General features: G+C 67.1%; 23 protein-coding genes and 1 tRNA gene. 6 read left to right on the top strand and 18 right to left on the bottom strand.

The annotated features are described in order from the left end of the window. From BMX32_RS11180 to BMX32_RS11155, 6 genes are all read right to left on the bottom strand, one after another. Window positions 1–318 carry an STAS domain-containing protein gene (locus tag BMX32_RS11180; RefSeq protein ID WP_089978848.1) on the bottom strand — a complete coding sequence of 106 codons (318 nt, stop codon included), beginning with the start codon at window positions 316–318 and terminating at the stop codon, window positions 1–3. 87 nt (window positions 319–405) lie between these two features. Beyond that, the gene (gene queA / locus BMX32_RS11175; protein ID WP_170843636.1) at window positions 406–1,482 is read right to left on the bottom strand and encodes a tRNA preQ1(34) S-adenosylmethionine ribosyltransferase-isomerase QueA; all 1,077 of its coding nucleotides are present in this window, start codon (window positions 1,480–1,482) and stop codon (window positions 406–408) included. Between the two features lie 62 nt (window positions 1,483–1,544). Beyond that, a complete protein-coding gene (locus BMX32_RS11170; protein ID WP_089978844.1) occupies window positions 1,545–2,147 on the bottom strand; it encodes a response regulator transcription factor in 603 nt (200 codons plus the stop codon). Then, window positions 2,144–3,334 (bottom strand): sensor histidine kinase, encoded by a 1,191-nt coding sequence (locus tag BMX32_RS11165; protein WP_089978841.1) that lies wholly within the window; start codon window positions 3,332–3,334, stop codon window positions 2,144–2,146. Before BMX32_RS11165 ends, BMX32_RS11170 begins: the two co-directional genes overlap by 4 nt. A gap of 6 nt (window positions 3,335–3,340) precedes the next feature. Next, a complete protein-coding gene (locus BMX32_RS11160) occupies window positions 3,341–4,120 on the bottom strand; it encodes an ABC transporter permease (protein ID WP_244511501.1) in 780 nt (259 codons plus the stop codon). Next, the gene (locus BMX32_RS11155) at window positions 4,117–5,028 is read right to left on the bottom strand and encodes an ABC transporter ATP-binding protein (RefSeq protein ID WP_089978839.1); all 912 of its coding nucleotides are present in this window, start codon (window positions 5,026–5,028) and stop codon (window positions 4,117–4,119) included. Before BMX32_RS11155 ends, BMX32_RS11160 begins: the two co-directional genes overlap by 4 nt. 214 nt (window positions 5,029–5,242) lie before the next feature. Between BMX32_RS11155 and BMX32_RS11150 the strand changes: the two genes are divergently transcribed. The 4 genes from BMX32_RS11150 to BMX32_RS11135 all read left to right on the top strand — a co-directional run bounded on the left by BMX32_RS11150 (window position 5,243) and on the right by BMX32_RS11135 (window position 10,857). Next, the gene (locus BMX32_RS11150) at window positions 5,243–6,745 is read left to right on the top strand and encodes an aminotransferase class III-fold pyridoxal phosphate-dependent enzyme (protein WP_089978836.1); all 1,503 of its coding nucleotides are present in this window, start codon (window positions 5,243–5,245) and stop codon (window positions 6,743–6,745) included. 187 nt (window positions 6,746–6,932) lie between these two features. After that, entirely contained in the window at window positions 6,933–7,211 is a 279-nt protein-coding gene (locus tag BMX32_RS11145) for a PsiF family protein (RefSeq protein ID WP_244511500.1), read from the top strand. A 123-nt stretch (window positions 7,212–7,334) separates the two neighbouring features. Further along, entirely contained in the window at window positions 7,335–7,973 is a 639-nt protein-coding gene (gene upp / locus BMX32_RS11140; protein ID WP_089978830.1) for a uracil phosphoribosyltransferase, read from the top strand. Window positions 7,974–8,118: 145 nt separating this feature from the next. After that, window positions 8,119–10,857: a lamin tail domain-containing protein gene (locus tag BMX32_RS11135; RefSeq protein ID WP_089978827.1), complete on the top strand. Its 2,739-nt coding sequence runs from the start codon at window positions 8,119–8,121 to the stop codon at window positions 10,855–10,857. An 82-nt stretch (window positions 10,858–10,939) separates the two neighbouring features. Here the strand turns inward: BMX32_RS11135 and pip are convergent, their stop codons facing one another. Both pip and BMX32_RS11125 read right to left on the bottom strand, forming a co-directional pair. After that, window positions 10,940–11,896: a prolyl aminopeptidase gene (gene pip / locus BMX32_RS11130; protein ID WP_089978824.1), complete on the bottom strand. Its 957-nt coding sequence runs from the start codon at window positions 11,894–11,896 to the stop codon at window positions 10,940–10,942. Between the two features lie 36 nt (window positions 11,897–11,932). After that, window positions 11,933–13,315: an FAD-binding oxidoreductase gene (locus BMX32_RS11125; protein ID WP_089978820.1), complete on the bottom strand. Its 1,383-nt coding sequence runs from the start codon at window positions 13,313–13,315 to the stop codon at window positions 11,933–11,935. A 108-nt stretch (window positions 13,316–13,423) separates the two neighbouring features. Here BMX32_RS11125 and serA point away from each other — a divergent pair, with 108 nt between their 5' ends. Continuing rightward, window positions 13,424–14,659, top strand: a complete 1,236-nt coding sequence (serA, locus tag BMX32_RS11120; protein ID WP_089978814.1) for a phosphoglycerate dehydrogenase — start codon at window positions 13,424–13,426, stop codon at window positions 14,657–14,659. Between the two features lie 108 nt (window positions 14,660–14,767). Here serA and BMX32_RS11115 read toward each other — a convergent pair whose 3' ends face one another. From BMX32_RS11115 to thrS, 10 genes are all read right to left on the bottom strand, one after another. Continuing rightward, window positions 14,768–15,721, bottom strand: a complete 954-nt coding sequence (locus tag BMX32_RS11115) for a GGDEF domain-containing protein (RefSeq protein WP_089978810.1) — start codon at window positions 15,719–15,721, stop codon at window positions 14,768–14,770. Window positions 15,722–15,894: 173 nt separating this feature from the next. Continuing rightward, window positions 15,895–15,971: transfer RNA gene (locus tag BMX32_RS11110), tRNA-Pro, on the bottom strand. Window positions 15,972–16,017: 46 nt separating this feature from the next. Continuing rightward, entirely contained in the window at window positions 16,018–16,374 is a 357-nt protein-coding gene (locus BMX32_RS11105; protein WP_089978805.1) for a MerR family transcriptional regulator, read from the bottom strand. Next, window positions 16,355–16,654 (bottom strand): integration host factor subunit alpha, encoded by a 300-nt coding sequence (gene ihfA / locus BMX32_RS11100; protein WP_036114917.1) that lies wholly within the window; start codon window positions 16,652–16,654, stop codon window positions 16,355–16,357. The genes BMX32_RS11105 and ihfA overlap by 20 nt, the downstream gene beginning before the upstream one ends. Before the next feature lies 1 nt (window position 16,655). Beyond that, window positions 16,656–19,037, bottom strand: a complete 2,382-nt coding sequence (gene pheT / locus BMX32_RS11095; protein WP_089978800.1) for a phenylalanine--tRNA ligase subunit beta — start codon at window positions 19,035–19,037, stop codon at window positions 16,656–16,658. Window positions 19,038–19,060: 23 nt separating this feature from the next. Further along, the gene (gene pheS, locus BMX32_RS11090) at window positions 19,061–20,053 is read right to left on the bottom strand and encodes a phenylalanine--tRNA ligase subunit alpha (protein ID WP_089978797.1); all 993 of its coding nucleotides are present in this window, start codon (window positions 20,051–20,053) and stop codon (window positions 19,061–19,063) included. Window positions 20,054–20,164: 111 nt separating this feature from the next. After that, window positions 20,165–20,524 (bottom strand): 50S ribosomal protein L20, encoded by a 360-nt coding sequence (rplT, locus tag BMX32_RS11085; protein ID WP_089978792.1) that lies wholly within the window; start codon window positions 20,522–20,524, stop codon window positions 20,165–20,167. 14 nt (window positions 20,525–20,538) lie between these two features. Next, the gene (rpmI, locus tag BMX32_RS11080; protein WP_036114929.1) at window positions 20,539–20,736 is read right to left on the bottom strand and encodes a 50S ribosomal protein L35; all 198 of its coding nucleotides are present in this window, start codon (window positions 20,734–20,736) and stop codon (window positions 20,539–20,541) included. Window positions 20,737–20,926: 190 nt separating this feature from the next. Then, complete coding sequence (gene infC / locus BMX32_RS11075) at window positions 20,927–21,454, bottom strand: translation initiation factor IF-3 (protein ID WP_280140853.1); 528 nt, start codon at window positions 21,452–21,454, stop codon at window positions 20,927–20,929. A 44-nt stretch (window positions 21,455–21,498) separates the two neighbouring features. Further along, the gene (gene thrS / locus BMX32_RS11070; RefSeq protein ID WP_089978783.1) at window positions 21,499–23,400 is read right to left on the bottom strand and encodes a threonine--tRNA ligase; all 1,902 of its coding nucleotides are present in this window, start codon (window positions 23,398–23,400) and stop codon (window positions 21,499–21,501) included. Window positions 23,401–23,633: 233 nt separating this feature from the next. On the opposite strand from thrS, the gene BMX32_RS11065 reads away from it, so the two are divergent. Beyond that, complete coding sequence (locus BMX32_RS11065) at window positions 23,634–24,644, top strand: NAD-dependent epimerase (RefSeq protein ID WP_089978779.1); 1,011 nt, start codon at window positions 23,634–23,636, stop codon at window positions 24,642–24,644. Window positions 24,645–24,721 lie beyond the last annotated feature (77 nt).

Below are 24,721 nucleotides of genomic sequence, written 5' to 3'. Positions count from 1 at the left end.
TCAGTTCACGCCGGCGTCGGCCGGCAGTTCAATCAAAGCAGTGAGGTCGAGCGCGGCCACGCCGCGACGCAGGGTGTCGCTGACGCCGGCCCAGGTCACCGGCAGGCCGGCGGCATGCGCATCGCGCGAGAACGCGGCCAGCACCTGCAGGCCGGCCGTGTCGATCTGGCCGACGGCCGACGCGTCGATCGCGATGGGTTCGCGGGCGGCGAGCGCGGCGAGCAACGTCTCGCGCAGGGCCGGCGCGGCGGCGATGCGCAGGTCCGCGTCGAGCGCCAGGGGCGCACGCGTGGAGTCTTTGGAGGATTTCTTCGCCATCGTCCGTACCGTCGGGGGTCGTTCGGTGGGCTTATCGGCGCTGCCGCGGAAACCTTTAGCGCGGCTCCTACCTAGGCAGCGGCAACTTCACACGCGTTTCGGCGGCAGGATCAGCATCGCGTCGCCGTACGAGAAGAAGCGGTAGCGCTGCAGCACGGCGTAGCGGTACGCGTCGAAGATCGCTTCCTTGCCCGCCAGCGCCGAGACCAGCATCAGGAGCGTGGACTGCGGCAGGTGGAAGTTGGTGATCAGGGCGTCGACGCTGGTGATCCGGTAACCGGGGAAGATGAAGATCTGCGTCTCGCCCGCGAAGGGCCGCAGCACGCCCTCGACGGTGGCGCTTTCGAGCGCCCGGACCACGGTGGTGCCCACCGCGACGACGCGGCCGCCGGCGGCGCGGGTGGCGCGGATCTTCTCGACCAGCCCGGCACCGACGTTCAGCCACTCGCGGTGCATCACGTGGTCGCGGATGTCGTCGGCACGCATCGGCTGGAACGTGCCCGCACCGACGTGCAGGGTGACGTAGCCCATGTCGACGCCGCGCTCGCGCAGGCGGGCGAGCAGCTCCTCGTCGAAATGCAGGCCCGCCGTGGGCGCGGCCACCGCGCCCGGCGTGCGTGCGAACACCGTCTGGTAGCGCTCCTTGTCGGCCTCGTCGGCGCCGCGCTCGATGTACGGCGGCAGCGGCATCTCGCCGAGCCGCGACAGAACGCGCTCCAGCGGCTCGTCGCCCTCGAACCGCAGGAGGAAGAATTCGCCCTCGCGACCGAGCACCGTGACCATGCTGCCGTCGGCGAGCTCGATCCGGCCACCCTCTTTCGGCTTCTTGCTGACGCCGAGCTGGGCGCGGGCTTCGTGCGCGCCGGTGACGCGCTCGATCAGGATCTCCACCGCGCCGCCGGACTCCTTCCGGCCGTACAGGCGCGCCGGCAGCACCCGGGTGTCGTTGAAGACCAGCAGGTCGCCGGGGCCGAGCATCTCCGGCAGGTCGACGAACCGGCGGTCCTTCTTCGTATGCGCCTCGACGTCGACCACCAGCAGCCGGCTGCCCGACCGGCGGGCCAGTGGGGCCTGCGCGATCAGTTCGGGCGGAAGGTCGAAATCGAAGTCGGATTTTTTCACGGGGACGGCCGAGCGGCGGAGCGGTTGGGCATTATCGCCCATCGGGGCGGCCGGGGGACCCCGGCGCGACCGTCGACACGCCCGGCCGCTTCCGCCGACGTCGTTCAGAGCCAGCCTTTCTGCCGGGCCAGGCGGTATGCCTCGATGCGGTTGGCCGCGCCGAGCTTGCCGATGGCCTCGGACAGGTAGTTGCGTACCGTCCCGTGCGAGAGGTTGAGCTGCGTGCCGATGTCGCTGGCGGAGTGCCCCTCGCCGGCCAGCCGCAGGACCTGACGCTCCCGGTCGTTCAGGGGATCGGCGTCGGACCATGCTTCGAGCGCCAGCTGCGGATCGATGGCACGTCCGCCCCGGTGCACCGTGCGCAGCGCTTCGGCGAGCCCCTCCGCCGGGGCGTCCTTGAGCAGGTAGCCGCCCACGCCCGCATCGAGCGCGCGCCGCAGGAAACCCGGCCGCGCGAAGGTGGTGACGATGATCACCTTCATCGGCAGCTCGTGACGGCGGATGCGCTGCGCGAGCTCCAGCCCCGTGAGCCCGGGCATCTCGATGTCGGTGACGAGCACGTCCGGTTTCAGGCGCTGGAGTTCGCGCCACGCGGTTTCCCCGTCGGCGGCGGAGCCCAGCACCTCGATGTCGGGCTCGAGGTTGAGCAACGCGGTGAGCGCGCCCCGAACCATCGCCTGATCCTCCGCGAGCAAGACACGGATCATGCGATGCGCTCCGCGGGAGCCGGCAGGGCGCGGTCGTCTGCCCGCAACGGGATGTGGATGCGCAACGTGGTGCCTTTCGAAGCGGCGGGATCGAATGCGATCGTACCGCCGAGCGCGCGAACGCGCTCGCGCATCCCGCAGATGCCATTGCCTTCCCCGCCGGCGATGCCGCGACCGTTGTCGACGACGGTCATGACGCACGCGTGCGCGTCCACCGTGATGCGCACCTCGGCGAACGTCGCGCCGGCGTGGCGCTGGATGTTGGTGATGGCCTCGCGCAGGACGAGCGCGAGTTCGTTGTCGATGCGCACGGGCACGTCGGGCACGGTGTCGCCGTAGGTGAACTCGATCATCGACGTGTTCAGCAGCAGGCGGGCCGCCGCGAGTTCCGCGATCACGCCGGACGCACGGATACCGGTGACCGCCGACCGCACCTCGGCCAGGGCGTGGCGTGCGACCTGTTCCGCCTCTTCCATTTCCCGGCGCGCAGCGACGGGGTCGCGATCGACCAGTCGGCGCGACAGCTCCAGTTTCAGCGCGATCAGCGACAGCGTGTGGCCGAGCAGGTCGTGCAGGTCGCGGCCGATGCGCTCGCGCTCGGCCGTCGCGGCGAGGCGACGGATTTCGTCGTGGGAGAGTTTCAGCTCGGCGTCGCGCTGCGCGTTGAAGCGGTAGACGACGTTGATGGTGCCCACGCCGAACGCGATGAACGCGACCGTCGCCATCGCGGCGAACGGCCACCCGGCGACGAACCACGCCATGCCGAGGAAACCGGCGATGATGCCCGCCATGCTCACGATGCAACGGCGCGGCGCGCCCTCGAAACCCATCATCGCGCAGGCGTAGATCACATAGCATCCGCCGCCGCTGGCGTTGAAGTGCAGCGTGGCGTAGCCGAGCAGGGCCACCGCGAGCGCGTACCAGTGCACCTGCCCGAGCGGCCGCAGGTAGGCCTGCGCGTAGAGCACCAGGAACACCGGGAACGACAGCGCCGTCGCGACGATCCAGTACGGTCCGATGTCGTTGCGGAAGACGAGATCGGCGAAGACGTACACCGTCCAGACCAGATGGAACAGGCTGGCGACGCGCAGCCGCGGCTGATCGCGAAAGCGATTCCAGAGCGAACCCGGCGCGGGCCGGAACCACGAGCGCATCGTCGACGTACCCCCCGTCACGTGAATCGCCATGCTACTTCAACCGTGCCGACGCAGGCGACGCGCGGCGATCAGCACGAACGCCACCGTGTAACCCGCGAGCGCCGCGACGTGCGTCCACACGACGCCATCGCCCAGCCCCACCGCGCCGAGCGCCAGGCGATTGAGATGGTACGCGGGCCAGAGCGGCGCGATCGCCTGCAGGAATCCCGGCATGATCGACAGCGGAAACCACAGGCCCGACAGGAAGGCCATCGGCAGGTAGACGAGGTTGACGACGCCCGGCGCGCCCTGCCCCTTCACCAGCGTGGCGATGAACAGGCCCAGCGCGGCGAACGGCAGGACGCCGAGCACCTCGAGCACGAAGAACGTCGCGATGCGCGACGGCGGCAGATGCACGCCGCCAAGGAACAGCGCGAGGCAGAGCATGATGATCGCGACGATCGCCACCACCAGCAGCGCCATGCACATCTTGCCGAGGAGATAGGCACCCGGCGGCATCGGCAGGGCGCGCTTCAGCGTGAGCAGACCGGTGTCGCGCTCCAGCGCCAGCGATACGCCGAAGCCGAAGAGGCCCGGCGCCATCACGCCGAAGGTTCCATACGAGGCCAGCAGGTATTTCGGTGCGTCGGGTCCGTTGGCATGCCCGAGGAACACGCCGAACATGAGGTAGAACACGGACGGGAACAGCAGCGTCGGCAGCAGGAACCCGGGGTTGCGCAGGTAGCGCAGGCATTCCGCGCGCGCTTCCTCGACGTAGGCGGCGACGACGCGGGCGGGACGCATGACGGGATGGGCGATACGGTCGATGGTGGTCATGCGGCCTCCTCCACGATGGCGGATTCGCGGGTGATTTCCTGAAACGCTTCGGCGAGGCCGGCACGCTGCACTTCGAGATCGGCAAGCGCCGGGTCGGCCTCCAGGAGACGCCGAACGACGGCTTCGGCACGGGGGGTGGCGATCGCGAGGCGCCCCTGCTGCGCATCCACCTTGACGACATCCGGCCATGCCGCGACGGTCCCGGCCTCCAGCGTCGTGACGCAGCGGATCCGGCGCAGCGCGACGTGCGCGCGCAGGGCGTCGACGCTGCCTTGCGACACCACCCGCCCCTTCGCGATGACGCAGACACGATCCGCGAGCGCTTCGGCTTCCTCGAGGTAGTGCGTGGTGAGCACCACCGCGCAGCCTTCGTGCAGCATGCGACGGATGGCCGCCCACAGCGACTGGCGCGCGTCGATGTCCATGCCGACGGTCGGCTCGTCGAGGAACAGCAGGTCCGGCCTGCCGACGATCGCCATCGCGAACTGGGCGCGGCGCTGTTGCCCGCCGGAGAGGTCGCCGTAGCGACGGCCAAGGAGATCGGTCACGCCCGCGATCCCCGCGCATTCCGCCAGATCGCGCGGTGCGGGGTAGTAACTGGCGGTCAGCCGGAGCAGTTCGCCGATCTTCAGCGTGGCCGGCAGTGTCGCCGCCTGCAGCATGACGCCGATGCGACGCCGCGTCGCGATATCCTGCGGATCGCCGCCGAACAGCGTCACGTCGCCTTCGTCGGCGCGCTGGAGACCCAGCAACAGGCCGATGCTCGTGCTCTTGCCGGCCCCGTTCGGACCCAGCAACGCCACCAGTTCGCCACGGTGGATGTCGAGGTCGATGCCGTCGAGTGCGACGATCGTTCCGTAGCGTTTGCGAACGCCCGAAAGCCTTGCGATGCGAGTGTCTTCGTTCATGTGCCCTCCCTTGCGTCGCAACATAAACGCGTGCAACCCCTTGGCGGCAGTCGCGTCCGTCATTGTGCGGATGTGACAACCGTCACCCGGGGGTTACGCGGCCAAAAAGCGCATGCTATCCTCGGCCAATAATCCCTTTACATATAGATACTTAGCGGCCTCTTAAGGGATCGGACCACAGCTAGTGCCGCGTCATCGTTTTTGAGGATCGGTTATGGACGTCATGGCTCACCTGCGCGAACTGCGCGACTTCGGCGGCACGCCGCGTACACGGGGCCTTCCCGACACGTCCATCGAGCGCTTCGCCACCCACGACGCGTCGCTGCGACGCGCGGTGGAAGAAGCCGTCGCCGTGCATCGGGCATTGCGCGCCGACATGGCCGACTTCCTGCGCAAGGACGAGGCGGACCAGCTCCAGGACCTGCAGTGCGGTCTGGTGAACTTCTATCCCGACGATGGCGTGAATCCCTACGTTCCCGCCGCCGCGCGCGGTCCGTGGATCGTCACGCTGAAGGGTGCCGTGATCCACGACGACGGCGGCTACGGCATGCTCGGCTTCGGCCACAACCCGGACGCCATCCTCGACGCGATGGCGCGTCCGCAGGTGATGGCCAACGTGATGACGGCGAGCGTGTCGCAGCTTCGCCTGTGCGAGGCCCTGCGCAAGGAGCTCGGCCGCACGCGTGGCGCCAGCCCGTACACGCATTTCATGTTCCTCAATTCCGGTTCGGAATCCGTCACGCTCGCGGGCCGCGTCGCCGACGTCAACGCGCGCCTGATGACCGACCCGGGTGCACGCCACGCGGGCCGCACGATCAAGCGCCTGGCGGTGAAGGGCGCGTTCCATGGCCGGACCGAGCGCCCTGCGCTGTATTCGGACTCGTCGCGCCGCAATTATCAGCAGCACCTCGCCAGCTACCGCAGCGAAGACAGCCTCATCACCGTCGAGCCGTACAACGTCGCGCAGCTGAAGGCCGCGTTCGCCGAGGCCGACCGGCAGGGCTGGTTCATCGAGGCCATGTTCCTGGAGCCGGTGATGGGCGAAGGCGACCCGGGCCGGGCCGTCACGCCGGAGTTCTACGCCGCCGCGCGCGAACTGACCCGCGACCACGGCACGCTGCTGCTCGTCGACTCCATCCAGGCGGGCCTGCGCGCGCACGGCGTGCTGTCGATCGTGGATTACCCGGGCTTCGAATCGCTCGACGCGCCGGACATGGAAACCTTCTCGAAGGCGCTCAACGCCGGGCAGTACCCGCTGTCGGTGCTGGCGGTGTCGGATCAGGTGGCGGGCCTGTATCGCAAAGGCATCTACGGCAACACGATGACCGCCAACCCGCGCGCGCTCGACGTCGCGCTCGCCACGCTCGGCGAGCTCACCGACGAGGTGCGCACCAACATCCGCGAGCGCGGCCGGGAGTTCGTGGAGAAGATCGAGGCGCTCAAGGGCGAACTCGGTGGACTGATCACCAAGGTGCAGGGCACCGGCCTGCTCTTCTCGTGCGAACTGTCGTCGGAGTTCAAGTGCTTCGGCGAGGGTTCCACCGAGGAATACATGCGCGAGCGCGGCATCGGCGTGATCCACGGCGGCGTCAATTCGCTGCGCTTCACCCCGCACTTCCGCGTCACCAGCGCCGAGGTCGACCTGATCGTGGAAGAGATCCGCCACGCACTGAAGGAAGGTCCGCGCCGCAGCGCGTCGACCGAGAAGGCGGCCTGATCGGTCGTCGTCGCACGAAATCGCCGTGGATCCCGGCGTTCGCCGGGATGACGGTGAGGGGGCCGGTGACGTTGGCTTTTCGCCACGTACGGTGAGGGGACACCGATCGCGCTAAGCTCCACCGGCCGGACTGACCGGCGTCACGTAGAGGTTCGCCATGCTTACGCAGCTTCGTGTCCTTTGCGCCATGTCCCTTCTCGCTACCTGCGCCAGCCTCGCCGCGCAGGACGCGCCCGCGAAGAAAGACCTGACCCCCCAGCAACAACGCATGAGCACCTGCAACACGCAGGCGACCGGCAAGCAGGGGGACGACCGCAAGACCTTCATGAGCAGCTGCCTCAAGGGCGAACAGCCCGCGAAGACGACGCAGCAGCAGAAGATGACCTCGTGCAACAAGGACGCTTCCGCGAAGAGCCTGAAGGGCGACGCGCGCAAGGCGTTCATGAGTACCTGCCTCAAGGGCTGAGCGTCTTCGGGTGGGAGCCAGCCTGCTGGCGATGAGTGCTCGCCGCGAGCCCCCATCGCCAGCAGGCTGGCTCCCACCAGGTGATGCGACAATGCCTTCATCGCCCTCACCGAATCGTCGCCCATGAAGATCGTCGAAGTCCGCCACCCGCTCATCCAGCACAAGCTGGGCCTGATGCGCCGCGCCGGCATCAGCACCAAGGAATTCCGCGAGCTGGCATCCGAAGTGGCCATGCTGCTGACGTACGAGGCGACGGCCGACATGGAGACCGAGTGCAAGACGATCGACGGCTGGGCCGGTCCGGTCGAGGTCACCCACATCAAGGGCAAGAAGGTCACGATCGTGCCGATTCTGCGTGCCGGCCTCGGCATGCTCACCGGTGTGCTCGAGATGATCCCCGCCGCGAAGGTGAGCGTGGTCGGCCTCCAGCGCGACGAAGAGACGCTCGAACCGGTCGCGTACTACGAGAAGCTCAGCGGCGGCATGGACGAGCGCACGGCCATCATCGTCGACCCCATGCTCGCCACGGCCGGCACGCTGGTCGCCACGGTGGACATGCTCAAGGCCGCCGGCGCGAAGAAGATCAAGGGCCTGTTCCTCGTGGCCGCGCCCGAGGGCCTCAAGCGCATCGAGGCGGCGCACCCGGACATCGAGATCTACGTGGCCTCGATCGACGACCACCTGAACGAGCTGGGCTACATCCTGCCCGGCCTCGGCGACGCCGGCGACAAGATCTTCGGCACGAAGCAGAAGCCCGCCTGACGGCGGACGAAAGTCGCCGGATCTGTCACATCCCGCTGTCATATCCCTGGGGCACACTCCGCGAGTGGGCCCGCAGGGGGAAGATCGCGCTGGGAGCGCGGTACTTCGGGTCGCACACACTCAACGACTCGAAGGGGATCATCGAATGCGTTCGACCACGACACGGCGCGCCCTCTGGGCAGCGCTGGCTGGACTTACCGCCGTCCTTCCGCTGCAGGCGGCCGACCTTTCCATCACGCAGTTCCGCGTCCGCGGTCCCGCCGGCGGCAACGACGAGTTCGTCGAGCTGCAGAACACCGGCACCGCCCCGCTGGACGTCTCCGGCTACAAGCTCAACGCCTCCAACGCGTCGGGCACGACCGGCACGCGTGCGACGCTGCCGGCGGGCACCACGATCGCGCCGGGCTGCTTCCTGCTGCTGGCGAACGGCGCCACCTCCGGCTATTCGGGCAGCGTCGTTCCGGACGTCAAGTACAACACCGGCGTCACCGACGATGGCGGCATGGCCCTGCTTGACGCCTCCGGCACGGCCATCGACCAGGTCGGCCTGAGCGCCGGCTCCGCCTATAAGCTCGGCACGCCGCTGGCCACCCTCGGCAGCGCCAACGCGGACCAGGGTTACGCGCGCCGCACGACGGGCGCCGGTCTGCCGCAGTCGACGGGCGACAATTCGGCCGACTGGGTCAAGGTGGCCCCAACCGCACCGCGCGCCAGCACGTCGTCGTGCGCCGCGCTCGGCCTCAGTCTGTCGATCGCCGATGCCACCGTCACCGTGCGCAATGGCGAAGACCAGCAGGTGCCCTTCGCCATCACGCTGAGCGAGCCCGCCAACACCGACGTCACCGTGCACGCGGCGACCGCCGACGACACCGCCACGGTCGCCGCGGGCGACTACGACGCGGTCGACACCACCGTAACGATTCCCGCCGGCAGCACCAGCGCGAACGTCGACGTCACCGTGCACGGCGCGACCGCCGCCGGGCCGGACAAGGCGTTCCGCGTGAACCTGACGAACGCCACCGGTGGCGGCGTCGCCATCGCCAAGGCGTCCGCGATCGGCGCGATCCTCAACCAGATTCCCGTCGCGGCGGAGATCTGGCAGGTCACGGGTCGCGGCCAGGTGTCGCCCCTGCTCGGCAAGCGGGTCGCCACCCGCGGCAACATCGTCACCGCGGTGGGGCCGGCCGGCTTCACGATGCAGACGCCGGACGACCGCGCGGATGCGGACCGCCTGACGTCGAACGGCATCTATGTCTTCACCGGCACCGCACCGACGGTGAAGGCCGGCGATAAGGTCGACGTCGAGGCGACGGTCGACAACTACTTCAGCCTCCCCGAGCTGAAGAACGCGACGATCGCGACCACGATGCGCGGCGCAAAGCTGCCCAAGGCGATCGTCTTCGGCAATGATGTGCCCTCGTCCGATCCGGACGCGCTGTCCTGCGGCGAGACGAACTTCCAGTGCTACGTCGGCATGCGCGTGTCGATCGACAACGGCATGATCACCACCGGCAACCTGCGCTTCAGCAACGAGCCCTTCGCCGAGGTGTACGTCACCGCCAACGGCAAGCGGTCGCTGCGCGAGCCGGGCGTGCGCTATACGGTGCCGGTGCCGGACGGCGTGACCCTGCCGAACTGGTCGGGCAACCCGCAGGTGTTCAAGATGAACACGGCGGACTTCGGAGCGGTCGCGGCCAACACGCCGTACAACGCGGGCACGACATTCCGTGCCGAGGGCGTCATGTCCTATGCGTTCGGTGCGTATACCTTCATTCCGACGAAGATCGACATCAGGAAGGCGGCCGTGCTGCCCCGCCCGGTCGACGCCCGTCCGTTCTACGCCACACGCGTCGGCGCGCTGAATACCGAACGCTTCTGCGATACGGAATTCAACACGACGTTCACCTGCAGCGGCGGCGACAAGGAACCCACCGCCGACGAGGTGAAGCTGAAGACGCAGCGCCTGTCCGCGTACGTGGGCAGCGTGCTGAGGCTGCCGGACATCCTCTCCGTCGAAGAGGTGAAGAGCCTGCAGGTGCTGCAGGGTCTGGCGAAGCAGCTCGGCGACGATTATCCGGTGCAGTACGAGGCGTTCCTGCAGCCGGGACACGATCCCAGCGGCATCAACGTCGGCTTCCTCGTGCGCACGGACCGCGTGCGCGTGCTCGACGTGCGTCAGCTCGGCGCCGACGAAACCTGGCAGGACCAGGGCGCGACCGCGTTCGTGCACGATCACCCGCCGCTGTTGCTCACGGCGGACGTGCCGTCGGTCATCGGCCGCATGCGCGTGAACGTGATCGCGGTGCATCCGAAGGCGCGTCAGAACGTCGACAAGACCGGCCCCACAGCCGAGCGTGACCGCGAGAAGCGCTTCCTCCAGGCGAAGTCGCTCGCGACGCAGGTCCAGGCGTTGCAGACGGACCGGAAGAACCTGCTGGCGCCGCTGCTCGTCGTCGGCGACTTCAACGCGTACCAGTTCAGCGATGGCTTCACCGACGTGGTCGGCCTGATCTCGGGCCGTTACGACGACAGCCAGAACCTGCTGAAGCTCGGCAGGAACCTGGTCAGGCCGTCGCTGTGGAACGCCGTGGAATCGGTGCCCGCGCAGGATCGCTACTCGTTCCTGTTCACCGAGAACTTCGGCAACGTGCAGGGCCAGAGCCCGCGCCAGGTGCCGACGCACCAGGTGCTGGACCACGCGCTGCTCAACACCGTGGCGCGCGGCCTGTTCCTGCAGATGCAGTACGGTCGCGGCAACCTCGATGCTCCGGTGCAGACGCTGGACGATTCGGCGACGGAAACGGGCGTGAAGAAGGCGATCGGCTCGTCAGATCACGATGGACTCGTGGTCGACCTGCTGTCGCTGCCGACGATCCTGCTGTGACGTAGCGCGGTGGGAGCCAGCCTGCTGGCGATGGCGCTCGCGACGAGCACCCATCGCCAGCAGGCTGGCTCTCACCCATCGGTCAGCGCGCGAAGCGATCCGTCGCCCGTACCAGTTCGCGCGTGATGCCCGGCTCGAACGCCGAGTGACCGGCGTCCTGCACGATGCGCAGCTCGGCTTCCGGGAAGGCGCGGTGCAGGTCCCATGCGCTGCGTGCGGGGCACACCACGTCGTAACGGCCCTGCACGATCACGGTGGGGATGTGGCGGATGCGATCGACATCGCGCAGCAGCTGGCCGTCGACCTCGAAGAAGCCCGCGTTGACGAAGTAATGGCATTCGATGCGCGCGAACGCGAGCGCGAATTCGTCTTCGCCGCTGGAGGCCATGTGGCCTTCGTCCTGGTACAGATAGCTCGTCGCGGCCTCCCACACCGACCACGCGCGCGCCGCCGCGACGCGGACGGCGGGGTCGGCGCTCGTGAGCCGGCGATGGTAGGCGCTGATCAGGTCGCCGTGCTCCGACTGCGGGATCGCGGCGAGGTAGGTTTCCCACGCATCGGGATAGAGCTGGTCGCAACCCGACTGGTAGAACCATTCCAGCTCCGTCCGCCGCAGCATGAAGATGCCTCGCAACACGAGCTCCGTCACGCGCGAGGGATGGGTCTCGGCATACGCAAGCGCGAGCGTCGAACCCCACGAACCGCCGAAGACCTGCCAGCGCTCGATGCCGAGGTGCTCGCGCACGCGCTCGATGTCGGCGACGAGATCCCACGTGGTGTTGTCGGTGAGTTCCGCGTGCGGCGTGGACTTGCCGCAGCCACGCTGGTCGAAGAGGACGATGCGGTACTTCTTCGGATCGAAGAAGCGACGGCAGCGCGGATTCGTGCCCCCGCCCGGGCCGCCATGCAGGAACACCACCGGCTTGCCCTGCGGATTGCCACTCTCTTCGAAATAGAGCGTGTGCAGCGGCGAGACCTGGAGCATGCCGCTGTTGAACGGCTCGATCGGCGGATAGAGGTCGGGGGAATCCTGGGCCATGGGGGCGGTCCTGTGCGTCGGGGGAAAACGCGTAGGCTACAGCAGCTTGCCCGGATTCATGATGCCCCGCGGATCCCAGACCGCCTTGATACCGCGCATCAGCGCGATTTCGGCATCGCTGCGGACGCTGCCCAGCCACGGCTTCTTGACCAGCCCGATCCCGTGCTCGGCGGAGATGCTGCCGCCGTGGCGCGCCAGCGTGTCGACGAGCAGCGCGGTGACGTGTTCGCACTGCGCGACGAACGTCGCATTGTCCAGATCGGTCGGCTTCAGCACGTTGATGTGGAGATTGCCGTCGCCGATGTGGCCGAACCAGACCACGTCGAAGTGGGGATATCCCTCGGCGAGCAACGCCTCCATCTCGGCCATGAAGGCGGGGACGGCGGAGATCCGCACCGATACGTCGTTCTTGTACGGCTTGTGCGGGGCAAGGCTTTCGGTGATGCCTTCGCGCAGTCGCCAGAGCGCCGCGGCCTGCGCCTCGTTGGCGGCGATCGCGCCATCCGCGACCCATCCCTCGTCCATGCACAACCCGAAGAACGCCAGCGCATCGGCTTCGGCCTGCTCGTCGGCGGCGTCGAACTCCGTCACCACGTAAAAGGGATGGGTGTCGTCGAACGGCCGCTGGGCGCCATGCGCGAGGACGTGGTGGAGGGCACGGTCGGTGAAGAACTCGAACGCCTCGAGACGCAGGCGATGCCGCGCCTCCGCGAAGACCTTCATCAGCGCATCCATCGCGGGCACGGCGAGCAGCATCACCTGCGATGCCGGCGGGGGCGACGTCAGCGTGAGCGTGGCCTCCACGACGATGCCCAGCGTTCCTTCCGAGCCGATCACGAGGTGCCGCAGGTCGTAGCCCGAGGCATTCTTGATCAGGCCACGATTGAGGTCGAGCAGTTCGCCCGTGCCGGTGACGACCTTGAGGCCGGCCACCCACTGGCGGGTGTTGCCGTAGCGGATGACCCGGATGCCGCCGGCGTTGGTGGCGATGTTCCCCCCGATCTGGCACGAGCCGCGCGCCGCGAAACTCACGGGGTACAGCAGGCCCTGCTCCTGGGCGGCGTTCTGCACGGCCTCGAGTGCGATGCCCGGCTGCACGGTGAGGATGCGATCGATCGGATCGAAGGCGAGAACGCGATTCATGCGATCGAGGCTCACCACGAGTTCGCCATGGGCGGCGACGGCACCCCCGGACAACCCGGTGCGGCCTCCCGATGGCACGATGCCCACGCCGTGCGCGTTCGCCCAGCGCACCACGCCCTGCACGTCCTCGATGGACGATGGCCACGCGATGGCCAGGGGTGCCGGCGCCCAACGGCGGGTCCAGTCGCGACCGTGGTGTTCGAGGTCGCCCGGATCGGTCGACAGCTTCAGCGCGGGCAGCTGGCGGGCGAGCTCGGACAGGCGCGGATCGGTCATGGGACGGCTCGATGTAGGGGACCCCAGCGTGCCCCATGCGCATGCCAGCGTCTACCGCGGCGCAGCAACTCTGGCATAGTGAACTCTCCCTCCCAGGCCGGCCGGATCATGAAGCGTACGTCGTACCCGAAGGAAGACATCAAGGTGCTCCTGCTGGAGGGCGTCAGCCGCAGCGCGCTGGATACGTTCCGACAGGCCGGCTACTCGCAGATCGAATTCCACGAGAAGTCGCTGTCCGGCGACGACCTGATCGAGCGCATTGCCGATGCCCACATCGTCGGCATCCGGTCGCGCACGCAGCTGACGGCCGAGGTGCTCGCCGAGGCACGGCGTCTCCTCGCGGTGGGCTGCTTCTGCATCGGGACCAATCAGGTCGATGCCGCCGAGGCCGAGCGGCTTGGCGTGCCCGTCTTCAACGCGCCCTACTCCAACACCCGCAGCGTCGCCGAACTGGTGATCGCCGAGACCATCATGCTGGTGCGGCGCATCCCCGAGAAGAATGCGCAATGCCATCGCGGCGGCTGGTCGAAATCGGCCGCGGGCAGCTTCGAGGTCCGCGACAAGGTGCTCGGCATCGTCGGCTACGGACACATCGGCACGCAGGTCGGCGTGCTCGCCGAATCGCTCGGCATGCGCGTGATCTTCCACGACGTGGAACCGAAGCTGTCGCTCGGCAACGCCCGCGCCGCCGCCAGCCTCGACGACCTGCTGGAACGCGCCGACGTCGTGACGCTGCACGTACCGGAAACGGCCCAGACGAAGAACATGATCGGCCCGGGCGAGCTCGCCCGCATGCGCCCCGGCAGCATGCTGGTGAACGCGTCGCGCGGCACCGTGGTCGAGATCGACGCCCTGGCCGACGCCCTGCGTTCGAAACATCTCGCGGGCGCGGCGATCGACGTCTTTCCCGTCGAGCCCAAGGGCAACGACGACCCGTTCGTCTCCCCGCTGGTCGGCATGGACAACGTGATCCTCACGCCGCATGTCGGCGGCAGCACCGCGGAGGCGCAGGAGAACATCGGCATCGAGGTCGCGTCGAAACTGGTGCGCTACAGTGACAACGGCAGCACGCTGTCGGCGATCAACTTCCCCGAAGTCTCGCTGCCGGGGCACCCGACCAGCCGCCGTCTGCTGCACATCCACCGCAACATCCCCGGCGTGCTCTCGCGGGTCAACGACGTGTTCTCGCGCGCGGCGGTCAACATCGATGGCCAGTACCTGCAGACCTCGGCCCAGGTCGGCTACGTGGTGATCGACGTCACCACCACCGAGGAGCACGCGGTCTCGCTGCGCAACGAACTGGCGGCGATCGACGGCACGCTTCGGGCGCGCGTCTTGTACTGACCGGCGAGGCACTTTGTGGGAGCGGCCTTGGCCGCGATGGGTGCTTGCCGCGAGATTCCCCGCAATGACCCGGCTTTCGGGAGGAAGGCCGCTTTCGATGTAGTCGGCTCAGGGAGCGATGCCGCCTTCGGCCACCACACGTGCGCGGCCGCGCTCCTTCGCCATGTAGAGGCGACGGTCCGCCACGGCGATGAAGGGCAGCACTTCGTCCTGCATGTCCGGCACCGTGGAGTGCACGCCAGCGCTGAGCGTCAGGCGCTTACCTGCGCCGATGCCTGCATGAGGAATCATCGCCTTGTCGATGAGGTCGAGGCAGCGCCATGCGAGGGCCATCGCCGTAGCGGCGTCGGTCTGCGGGAGCAGCAGCACGAATTCTTCGCCGCCGAAGCGGCACAGCAGATCGCGCGGCGTGCGGACGATCGCCGATAGCGCGCTGGCGACGCGCTTCAGGCACTCGTCGCCTTCGAGGTGACCGTAGTGGTCGTTGTACTGCTTGAAGTAGTCGATATCGAGCACGACGACCGACAGGGACTCGCGGTCGGCCTGCGCCTGGCGCCACTCGTTCTCGATCACGAGATCGAAACGACGACGGTTCGCGACGCCCGTGAGGCCGTCCTTGAACGAAAGCTCTTCAAGTTCGCGCTGCATGTCGAGCAGGCGCTCCTCGGTGCGCTTGCGCTCGCTGATGTCGAACATGAAACCGATCAGCGCGTTCGGCGTGCCGTCCGGGTTACGCACCACGTGCACGACGTCGCGGATCCAGACGAATTCGCCGTCCTTGCGCAGCGCGCGGTAGTCGGCTTCGTGGTCGATGCCCGCCTGCGACTGCGACACGCAGAAGTTGAAGACCCACTCGCGGTCGTCGGGATGCATGCGGTCGGCCCAGTCCTGCACCGTCTGCCACGACTGCGGCGACCAGCCGAGCAATTCCTCGATCTGCGGACCGATATAGGCGAACCGCAACGTGGCCCAGTCGATCTTCCACGGGATGGCGCGCGTGGATTCCAGCAGGGTCTTGTAAACGCCCGCGTCCTCCTCGAGGAGGATGTCTTCGATGGTCATGTAAACCGTGATCCCCTGGCGCTTTGCAAGGGTATCGGCAAGAGGGCCCATCGCTTGAGGTCGGGTGGGAACCAGCCTGCTGGCGAAGGGTGCTTGCCGAGAGCACCCTTCGCCAGCAGGCTGGCTCCCACCGGGCATAAAAAAAGCGTCCCGGAGGACGCTTTTCAGAATAATGGTCGGGGTGGCGAGATTCGAACTCGCGACCACTACACCCCCAGCGTAGTGCGCTACCAGGCTGCGCTACACCCCGACGAGCAAACGATTGTAACAGCATCGCCGCGATCTGCGGAAGCCGATCAGCGACGAAGGAGGGTCAGGACTTCTTCGAGCTCGAGCCGGACCTGGCGCACGATCTGGTGCGACATGCTGGCTTCCATCCGGGCCTGCGGGCCTTCGAGGCGGGCGCGCGCACCCGTGATGGTGAAACCCTCGTCGTACAGCAGCGAACGGATCTGGCGAATCATCAGCACGTCGTGACGCTGGTAATAGCGGCGGTTGCCGCGGCGCTTGACGGGCTTGAGGGCGGGAAACTCCTGCTCCCAGTAGCGAAGGACATGCGGTTTGACGCCGCAAAGCTCGCTGACCTCACCGATGGTGAAGTAGCGCTTCGCCGGTATGACCGGAAGCTCGGTGTTATTCCCTGGATCCAGCATAACCCTCGACTCTTACCTTGAGTTTCTGGCCAGGACGGAAGGTGACAACCCGCCGGGCCGAGATGGGAATTTCTTCGCCGGTCTTGGGATTGCGACCGGGCCGCTGATTCTTCTGCCGCAGGTCGAAGTTGCCGAAACCCGACAGCTTCACCTGCTCGCCTCGCTCGAGAGCCTCGCGGACGACCTCGAAATACGCGTCCACGAATTCCTTGGCCTCACGCTTGTTGAGGCCCACGTCGAGGAAAAGCCGCTCGGCCATTTCCGCCTTGGTCAGCGCCATCTTATCCTCGCAATCTCGCCTTGCATGTTTTCTCCAATGCCCCCACCGCGTCGGCGACGCGAGCGTCGGCATCGTCGTCGGTAAGGGTGCGTGAAGCGTCCTGTAAAATCAAGCCCATAGCGAGACTCTTTCGACCTTCATCGATCCCCTTCCCCGCGTACCTGTCGAACAGGCGGACGCCGACCAGGACGTCGCCGAGGGCCTCACGCACCGTGGCCTCGACCGACGCCCAGGAGACCTCCTCGGGAAGCTCGACCGCGATATCGCGGCGGACGGCCGGGAAGCGCGGCACCTTGCCCGCGCTCGGCAACCGGCGCGCGAGGATCGGCTCGAGGGCCAGCTCCATCACGTGAACGTCGGGACCGAGGTCGAGGGCCTTGGCGAGCGCCGGGTGCAGCGCACCGAGGAAGCCGGCCGGCAGACCGTCGCGCAGCACGCGCGCGCCGCGGCCCGGGTGCAGCCACGATGGCAGGTCGTTGGCGTCGACACGCCAGCGTGCCGGTTCGCCCGTGTGCGCGATCAGCGCGTCCAGGTCGCCCTTCACATCGAAGAAATCGACGGCACGCGATGCCTCGCCCCACTGCTCGGCGCGGGCGCTGCCGGAGGCGACAAGAGCGACGCGGCCCACTTCATCGGGCGCGCCACCGGTGGCATGGAAGCTGCGCGCGACCTCGAACAGCCGGACACGATCCTGCTGGCGTGCACGATTGTGACGAAGCGCCTCGATCAGACCGGGCAGCAGCGACGTACGCATGACGGCCAGGTCGGCCGAGAGCGGGTTGGCCAGCGGCACCCACGCGTGGTCGAGGCTCCAGGTCTTCAGCAGATCGGCGCTGACGAACGAGAGCGTGACGGCCTCGAAATAGCCGCGCGCGGCGAGCTGGTCGCGCAGGGCCATCTCGTCGAGACGGGCCTCCGGCTCGGCGCGCAGCGCGATCTCGCCGGCGGGAATATGCGTCGGGATGCGCTCGTAGCCATGGATGCGGGCGACCTCTTCGATGAGGTCCTCCTCGCGCTCGATGTCGAAGCGGCTGCTGGGCGGCGTGATGCGCCAGCCGTCGGCGATCTCGACGACTCCCATGCCGAGCGCGGTGAAGATGCGCGTCACCTCGCTGGCGGCGACCTCGATGCCCAGCACGCGACGCAGACGGGCGTGGCGCAGCACGACCGGCGCGTGGTCGCGCAGATATTCCGGCAGCTCGGCCAAGGTGATCGGGCCGGCCTTGCCGCCCGCGATCCGCAGCAGCAGCTCCGTGGCGCGCTCGATGGCGCGCTTCGGCAGCGCGGGATCCACGCCACGCTCGAAGCGGTGCGACGCGTCGGTGTGCAGGCCGAGCTTGCGGGCGCGACCCATGATGGCGGCCGGCGTGAAATGCGCGGCTTCCAGGAACACGTTGCGCGTCTCGTCGGTGACGCGCGAGGCCTGTCCGCCCATGACGCCGGCGACGGCGAGCGCGTTCGCTTCGTCGGCGATGACCACGAAGGACGGGTCGAGCTTCGCTTCGCTACCGTCGAGCAGAGTGAGGGTTTCGCCCTCGCGTGCGTGGCGCGCGATCACGGCGCCGCTGAGGCGATCGTTATCGAACGCATGGAGCGGATGCCCGAGCTCGAGCATCACGTACTGCGTGATGTCGACGATGGCGCTGATCGGGCGGATACCCGCGCGGCGCAGTTTCTCCGCGAGCCACAGCGGCGAACGCGCGGTGGCGTCGACGCCTTCGACGACACGGCCGAGGTAGCGCGGCGCGTCGGCGCCCGCTTCCAGCTTCACGGCGCGCGTGGCGGTCGACGTGACCGGCGCGTCGCCGCCGCCGATCGGCTTGACGTGGCTGCCGAACAGCGCCGCGACGTCGTGCGCCAGGCCGTAGAGGCCGAGCACGTCCGGACGGTTCGGCGTGACCTTCAGTTCGATCGTGGCGTCGGGCAGGCCGAGGTAGGTCGCCAGTGACTCGCCGACCGGCGCGTCGGACGGCAGTTCGAGCAGGCCCGAGGCGTCGGCGTCGATGCCGAGCTCCTTCGCGGAGCAGAGCATGCCGAACGACTCGACGCCACGCAGCTTCGCCGCCTTGATGGCGATGCCGCCCGGCAGCGTGGCGCCGACGGTGGCCAGCGGCACGCGGATGCCGACGCGGGCGTTGGGGGCGCCGCAAACAATCTGCAGCGGCTCGCCCTGCCCCGTATCGACCTTGCAGACCTGCAGGCGGTCGGCTTCGGGATGCTTCGTGGCTTCGACGATCTGCGCGACCACGACGCCGTCGAGGCCGGCGCCCAGCGGCGTGACCTCTTCCACTTCGAGGCCGGACATGGTCAGCGCGTGCACCAGCGCCGGACGGTCCGCATCGATGGTCACCAGTTCGCGTAGCCAGTTTTCGGAGAATTTCATGGGAGCGACTCGTTGACGTGGGATCAGGCGAACTGGCGAAGGAAACGCAGGTCGTTCTCGAAGAACGCGCGCAGGTCGCCGACGCCGTAACGCAGCATGGCGAAGCGCTCCACGCCGAGGCCGAACGCGAAGCCCGTGTAGCGCTCCGGGTCGATGCCGCAATTCGCCAGCACGGTCGGATGGACCATGCCGCAGCCGAGCACCTCGAGCCAGCGCGTCGAGCCGTCCTCGGCATCCCAGCGGATGTCGACTTCGGCGGACGGTTCGGTGAACGGAAAGTAGCTGGGACGGAAACGCATCTCGAAATCGCGCTCGAAGAACGCGCGCACGAACTCAGCTAGCGTGCCCTTCAGATCGGCGAAGCTGGAGGTTTCGTCGACCAGCAGGCCTTCGATCTGATGGAACATCGGCGAGTGCGTCTGATCGGAATCGCTGCGATAGACCTTGCCCGGCGCGATGATGCGGATCGGCGGCTGCCGGCCCTGCATCGAGCGGATCTGCACCGGCGACGTATGCGTGCGCAGCAGGCGGCCGTCGCCGAAGTAGAAGGTGTCGTGCATCGCGCGCGCCGGATGGTGCGGCGGGAAGTTCAGCGCCTCGAAGTTGTGCCAGTCGTCCTCGATCTCGGGACCGTCGGCGCGCTGATACCCCAGGCGACCGAAGATGTCGGCGATGCGCTCGAGCGCGCGGGTGATCGGATGGATGCCACCGTATTCGCCGTCGCGACCCGGCAGGGTCACGTCGATGCGCTCGGAGGCCAGGCGACGGTCAAGCTCGGCCTGCTCCAGCGTCTGCTTGCGCGCGGCGATGGCGTCGGTCAGGCGCTCCTTGACGCGGTTGACCTCGGCACCGCGCGCCTTGCGCTCGTCGCCGGTCAGCTGGCCAAGGGCCTTGAGGGCCGCGGTGACCGCGCCGCTCTTGCCGAGCAGCGCCACGCGCACGGCGTCCAGCGCCTCGAGCGACGAGGCGGATGCGATGTCCTGGAGGGACGCGTCGATATGCTCGATCGATTCCATCGGGTTTCCTGAGTTTTCCCGGGCCGGAAAAAGAAATGGGGAGAAGGCAAGGCCTTCTCCCCACGTCAATCCATCATCGCGCGATAAGACTACCGCGCGCGGTAAAGCGGATTACGCAGCCAGATGGGCCTTGGCCTTCTCTGCGATCGCGCCAAACGCCTTGATGTCGTGCACGGCCAGATCGGCGAGGACCTTGCGGTCGACCGAGATGTTGGCCTTGGCCAGACCGTTGATCAGGCGGCTGTACGACAGACCGAACTGACGGGCGGCGGCATTGATACGGACGATCCACAGCGCGCGGAACTGACGCTTGCGCTGCTTGCGGCCGATGTACGCGTACTGACCGGCCTTGATGACGGCCTGGTTGGCTACGCGGAAAACCTTGCGACGGGCGTTGTAGTAGCCCTTGGCACGGCCGATGATCTTCTTGTGACGACGACGAGCGGTAACACCGCGCTTAACACGAGCCATTTTTCAGCCCTCCCTCAGAGATACGGCAACATGCGAGCTACACCCTTGGTGTCGCAAGCTTTGACGTGGTTGGGAGCGCGCAGGCCGCGCTTACGCTTGGTCGACTTCTTCGTCAGGATGTGCGACTTGAAGGCGTGACCGGCCTTGAACTTGCCGGATGCGGTCTTGCGAAAACGCTTCGCTGCCGCCCGGTTGGTCTTGATCTTGGGCATCGGAATGCTCCGTATTCGGTTGCTGACTGATCCGGCGGCAAAGCCCTGAAAGGCCTGCACTTTCCATCCTGCCGGGTACGGTGATTCGGCCCATCCATACGGACCGAGCCGGCGATGATACACGAAGATTAAGGCCGTGTGTAGGCGCCGGAAACGGAAAAAGGCGCCTCGCGGCGCCTTTTCCGGAGGATCAGACCTTTTTCTTCGGTCCGATCATCATGACCATCTGGCGGCCTTCGAGGCGGGGGAACGACTCCACCACGCCGTCTTCGCCGATATCCGTCTGGACCCGGCGGGCCAGGTTCTGGCCGAGGTCCTGATGGGACATCTCGCGACCGCGGAAGCGGATCGTCACCTTGACCTTGTCGCCTTCCTCGAGGAACTCGCGCATCTTGCGCAGCTTGATTTGGTAGTCGCCCTCGTCGGTGACGGGGCGGAACTTCACTTCCTTGATCTCGACCTGCTTCTGCTTCTTCTTGGCAGCGGAGGCTTTCTTCTGGGCTTCGAACTTGAACTTGCCGTAATCCATGATCTTGCAGACCGGCGGATCGCCGTTCGGCTGGATCTCCACGAGATCCATGCCGAGCTCTTCGGCGGCCCGGATGGCGTCACGGGTGTCCATGATGCCCATCTGCTCGCCTTCGGCGCCCAGCACGCGAACCCGCGGAACGCGGATGTCGGTGTTCTTGCGATTGCCCTTGTTATCGGTCGTAGCGATACCGCTATCCTCCAGAAGAATGATCTCAATACCGGACCCGCGGCCTAGCGGCGGGTCTCGGCTTCCAAACGTTCGACGAACTGTGCCACCGGCATGGTGCCGAGGTCTTCGCCGCCGCGGGTACGTACGGAAATGGTACCCGTTTCCTTCTCGCGGTCGCCGACCACGATCAGATAAGGGACCTTCTGCAACGTATGCTCGCGGATTTTATATCCGACTTTTTCGTTGCGCAAATCGGCCTGCACCCTGAAGCCTTTTCCTACAAGGGCTTGCGTGACGTCTTGCACGTAATCGGCCTGGGCGTCCGTAATGCTGAACGCCACCGCCTGAATGGGGGCGAGCCAGGTCGGAAGCAAGCCGGCGTGGTGCTCGATCAGGATACCGATGAAACGCTCCATCGACCCCACGATCGCCCGGTGCAGCATGACCGGGTGCTGGCGCTGGCTGTTCTCGTCCACGTACTCGGCGCCCAGGCGCTCGGGCATCATGAAGTCGACCTGCATCGTACCCACCTGCCAGGCGCGACCGATGGAATCCTTCATGTGGTACTCGATCTTCGGACCGTAGAAGGCGCCCTCGCCCGGCAGCTCCTCCCATTCGACGCCCGCCGCCGACAGGGCCGCCCGCAGGGCGTGCTCGGCCTTGTCCCAGACCTCGTCGGAACCGATGCGCTTGTCCGGACGCAGGGCGATCTTCATCGCGATGTCCGAGAAGCCGAAATCCTCGTACACCTTCATGGCCTGGCCGTGGAACGCGGCGACTTCGCCCTCGATCTGGGCCGGGGTGCAGAAGATGTGGCCGTCGTCCTGGGTGAAGGCGCGCACGCGCATGATGCCGTGCAGTGCGCCCGAGGGCTCGTTGCGGTGGCAGCCGCCGAACTCGCCGTAGCGGACCGGAAGGTCGCGGTAGCTGTGCAGGCTCGTGTTGAAGATCTGCACGTGGCCCGGGCAGTTCATGGGCTTCAGGGCGTACGTGCGCTTCTCCGACTCGGTGAAGAACATGTTTTCCTGATAGTTGTCCCAGTGGCCGGACTTCTTCCACAGGCTGACGTCCATGATCTGCGGGCCGCGCACTTCCTGGTAGCCGCTCTTGCGGTACACGCCACGGACGTACTGCTCGACGGCCTGCCAGATCGACCAGCCCTTCGGGTGCCAGAACACCATGCCCGGGGCCTCTTCCTGCATGTGGAAGAGGTCGAGCTGCTTGCCGATGCGACGGTGATCGCGCTTTTCGGCTTCTTCCAGCTGGTGCAGGTAGGCCTTGAGGTCCTTGTCGTTCAGCCACGACGTGCCGTAGATGCGCGTCAGCATCTCGTTGTTGGAATCGCCGCGCCAGTAGGCGCCCGCGACCTTCATCAGCCGGAACGCGCGCAGCTTGTTCGTGTTGGCCACATGGGGGCCGCGGCACAGGTCGGTGAACTCGCCCTGCGTATACAGCGACAGTTCCTCGTTCGCGGGGATGCTCTCGATGATCTGCGCCTTGTACTCCTCGCCCATGTCGCGGAAAAAGCGGATCGCCTCGTCGCGCGTCTTCACCGAGCGCGTGACGGGAATGCCTTCCGCCACGATCTTTTCCATCTCGGCCTGGATGGCACCGAGATCGTCGGGCGTGAACGGGCGCTCGTAGGCGAAGTCGTAATAGAAGCCGTTCTCGACCACCGGACCGATCGTGACCTGCGCGCCGGGGAAGAGGCGCTGCACGGCCTGGCCCAGCAGGTGGGCCGTCGAGTGGCGAAGGATATCCAGCGCCTCGGGGCTCTTGTCGGTGACGATCTCGAGCGCGGCGTCGCGATCGATCGTGAAGCTGGCATCCACCAGCTTGCCGTCGACCTTGCCGGCGAGGGTGGCCTTGGCGAGGCCGGCGCCGATGGACGCGGCCACGTCCTGCACGGAAACGGGGTGCTCGAACGGGCGCTGGCTGCCGTCGGGTAGCGTGATCTGGATCATGAAAGGGGGTTCCGGACAAACAAAAAGGGCGCCGTGCGCCCTTCGAAGATGACGAAGACGTGGCGGGGGCTCAGGTTGGGAAGCGCGTAGTCCGCATGTCGCACACTCGGCCAGCGTTGCCGCGGGCCACCTTCGTTCGTGGTTATCGGTCGGAAATTAGATCAGGGCTGCCCGCGTGTCAATAAAGGGGTCCGTTACACTGTGCGTCCGTTCCGCTCGCAGACCCCTCCCCTATGCGCATTCTGGTTACCGGCAGCGCCGGCTTCGTCGGCTCTGCCCTCACCGAGCGCCTGCTCGCCCGCGGCGACACGGTGCTGGGCTTCGACAACCACAACGACTATTACGACCCGTCGCTCAAAGAGGCGCGTCTGGCCCGCTTCGCGGACCACCCGGCGTACACCCATTGGCGCGAGGACCTCGCCGACCAGGCCGCGGTGAACCGGGCATTCGCCGACTTCGCCCCCGATCGCGTCGTGCATCTCGCCGCTCAGGCCGGCGTGCGTTACTCGCTGACGCATCCGCACGCCTACGTGCAGAGCAACCTCGTGGGCTTCGTGAACATCCTGGAGGCCTGCCGGCAGCATCGCGTGGAGCACCTGGTCTACGCCTCGTCGAGCTCCGTCTATGGCGCGAACCGGAAGATGCCGTTCGCCGTGGACGATGCCGTCGATCACCCGGTGAGCCTCTACGCCGCGACGAAGAAGTCGAACGAGCTGATGGCGCACACCTACAGCCATCTCTTCGGCATCCCGACCACGGGGCTGCGCTTCTTCACGGTCTACGGGCCGTGGGGCCGACCGGACATGTCGCCCTTCCTCTTCGCCAGCCGCATCCTGCGGGGCGAGCCGATCGACGTGTACAACCACGGCAATCACAGCCGCGACTTCACGTACATCGACGACATCGTCGAGGGCGTCGTCCGCACGCTCGATCATCCGGCGACGCCCGATCCGGCGTACGACCCCGTGTCGCCGAATCCGGGCACGTCGGCCGCGCCCTATCGCGTGTACAACATCGGCAACGACGAGCCCGTGCAACTGCTCGACTTCATCGCGACACTCGAGAAGCACCTCGGTCGAAGCGCGGAGAAGAACCTGCTCCCGATGCAGCCTGGCGACGTGCCCGACACGTGGGCGGACGTGTCGGCGCTGAGACGGGATGTGGATTACGCGCCGTCGACGTCGATCGACGAGGGGCTGCGGAAGTTCGCGGCGTGGTACAGGGATTTTTACGGTCAGCGCTGAATTCGTCGCGCACGCGGAATCCGGCCCGCCGGAGGGGTGGAAGCCAGCCTGCTGGCGAACAGGCGATCCCGCAAGCT

The organism is Luteibacter sp. UNCMF331Sha3.1 (assembly GCF_900109915.1).
Taxonomy (GTDB): domain Bacteria; phylum Pseudomonadota; class Gammaproteobacteria; order Xanthomonadales; family Rhodanobacteraceae; genus Luteibacter.
This window is presented reverse-complemented; position numbering and strand designations above follow the sequence as displayed.

What these genes read in the sequence shown, in the direction of transcription:
- ihfA (WP_036114917.1), bottom strand. Translation starts at nt 16,654, where the DNA reads ATGGCGCTGACCAAGGCGGAAATGGCCGAGCGGCTTTTCCTCGACGTG.
- BMX32_RS11125 (WP_089978820.1), bottom strand. Translation starts at nt 13,315, where the DNA reads ATGACCGATCCGCGCCTGTCCGAGCTCGCCCGCCAGCTGCCCGCGCTG.
- rpmI (WP_036114929.1), bottom strand. Translation starts at nt 20,736, where the DNA reads ATGCCCAAGATCAAGACCAACCGGGCGGCAGCGAAGCGTTTTCGCAAG.
- pheS (WP_089978797.1), bottom strand. Translation starts at nt 20,053, where the DNA reads ATGGAATCGATCGAGCATATCGACGCGTCCCTCCAGGACATCGCATCC.
- BMX32_RS11135 (WP_089978827.1), top strand. Translation starts at nt 8,119, where the DNA reads ATGCGTTCGACCACGACACGGCGCGCCCTCTGGGCAGCGCTGGCTGGA.
- pheT (WP_089978800.1), bottom strand. Translation starts at nt 19,037, where the DNA reads ATGAAATTCTCCGAAAACTGGCTACGCGAACTGGTGACCATCGATGCG.
- BMX32_RS11155 (WP_089978839.1), bottom strand. Translation starts at nt 5,028, where the DNA reads ATGAACGAAGACACTCGCATCGCAAGGCTTTCGGGCGTTCGCAAACGC.
- queA (WP_170843636.1), bottom strand. Translation starts at nt 1,482, where the DNA reads ATGGGCGATAATGCCCAACCGCTCCGCCGCTCGGCCGTCCCCGTGAAA.
- BMX32_RS11065 (WP_089978779.1), top strand. Translation starts at nt 23,634, where the DNA reads ATGCGCATTCTGGTTACCGGCAGCGCCGGCTTCGTCGGCTCTGCCCTC.
- BMX32_RS11170 (WP_089978844.1), bottom strand. Translation starts at nt 2,147, where the DNA reads ATGATCCGTGTCTTGCTCGCGGAGGATCAGGCGATGGTTCGGGGCGCG.
- BMX32_RS11160 (WP_244511501.1), bottom strand. Translation starts at nt 4,120, where the DNA reads ATGACCACCATCGACCGTATCGCCCATCCCGTCATGCGTCCCGCCCGC.
- serA (WP_089978814.1), top strand. Translation starts at nt 13,424, where the DNA reads ATGAAGCGTACGTCGTACCCGAAGGAAGACATCAAGGTGCTCCTGCTG.
- BMX32_RS11180 (WP_089978848.1), bottom strand. Translation starts at nt 318, where the DNA reads ATGGCGAAGAAATCCTCCAAAGACTCCACGCGTGCGCCCCTGGCGCTC.
- BMX32_RS11105 (WP_089978805.1), bottom strand. Translation starts at nt 16,374, where the DNA reads ATGCTGGATCCAGGGAATAACACCGAGCTTCCGGTCATACCGGCGAAG.
- pip (WP_089978824.1), bottom strand. Translation starts at nt 11,896, where the DNA reads ATGGCCCAGGATTCCCCCGACCTCTATCCGCCGATCGAGCCGTTCAAC.
- BMX32_RS11115 (WP_089978810.1), bottom strand. Translation starts at nt 15,721, where the DNA reads ATGACCATCGAAGACATCCTCCTCGAGGAGGACGCGGGCGTTTACAAG.
- BMX32_RS11145 (WP_244511500.1), top strand. Translation starts at nt 6,933, where the DNA reads ATGTCCCTTCTCGCTACCTGCGCCAGCCTCGCCGCGCAGGACGCGCCC.
- BMX32_RS11165 (WP_089978841.1), bottom strand. Translation starts at nt 3,334, where the DNA reads ATGGCGATTCACGTGACGGGGGGTACGTCGACGATGCGCTCGTGGTTC.
- BMX32_RS11150 (WP_089978836.1), top strand. Translation starts at nt 5,243, where the DNA reads ATGGACGTCATGGCTCACCTGCGCGAACTGCGCGACTTCGGCGGCACG.
- thrS (WP_089978783.1), bottom strand. Translation starts at nt 23,400, where the DNA reads ATGATCCAGATCACGCTACCCGACGGCAGCCAGCGCCCGTTCGAGCAC.
- upp (WP_089978830.1), top strand. Translation starts at nt 7,335, where the DNA reads ATGAAGATCGTCGAAGTCCGCCACCCGCTCATCCAGCACAAGCTGGGC.
- rplT (WP_089978792.1), bottom strand. Translation starts at nt 20,524, where the DNA reads ATGGCTCGTGTTAAGCGCGGTGTTACCGCTCGTCGTCGTCACAAGAAG.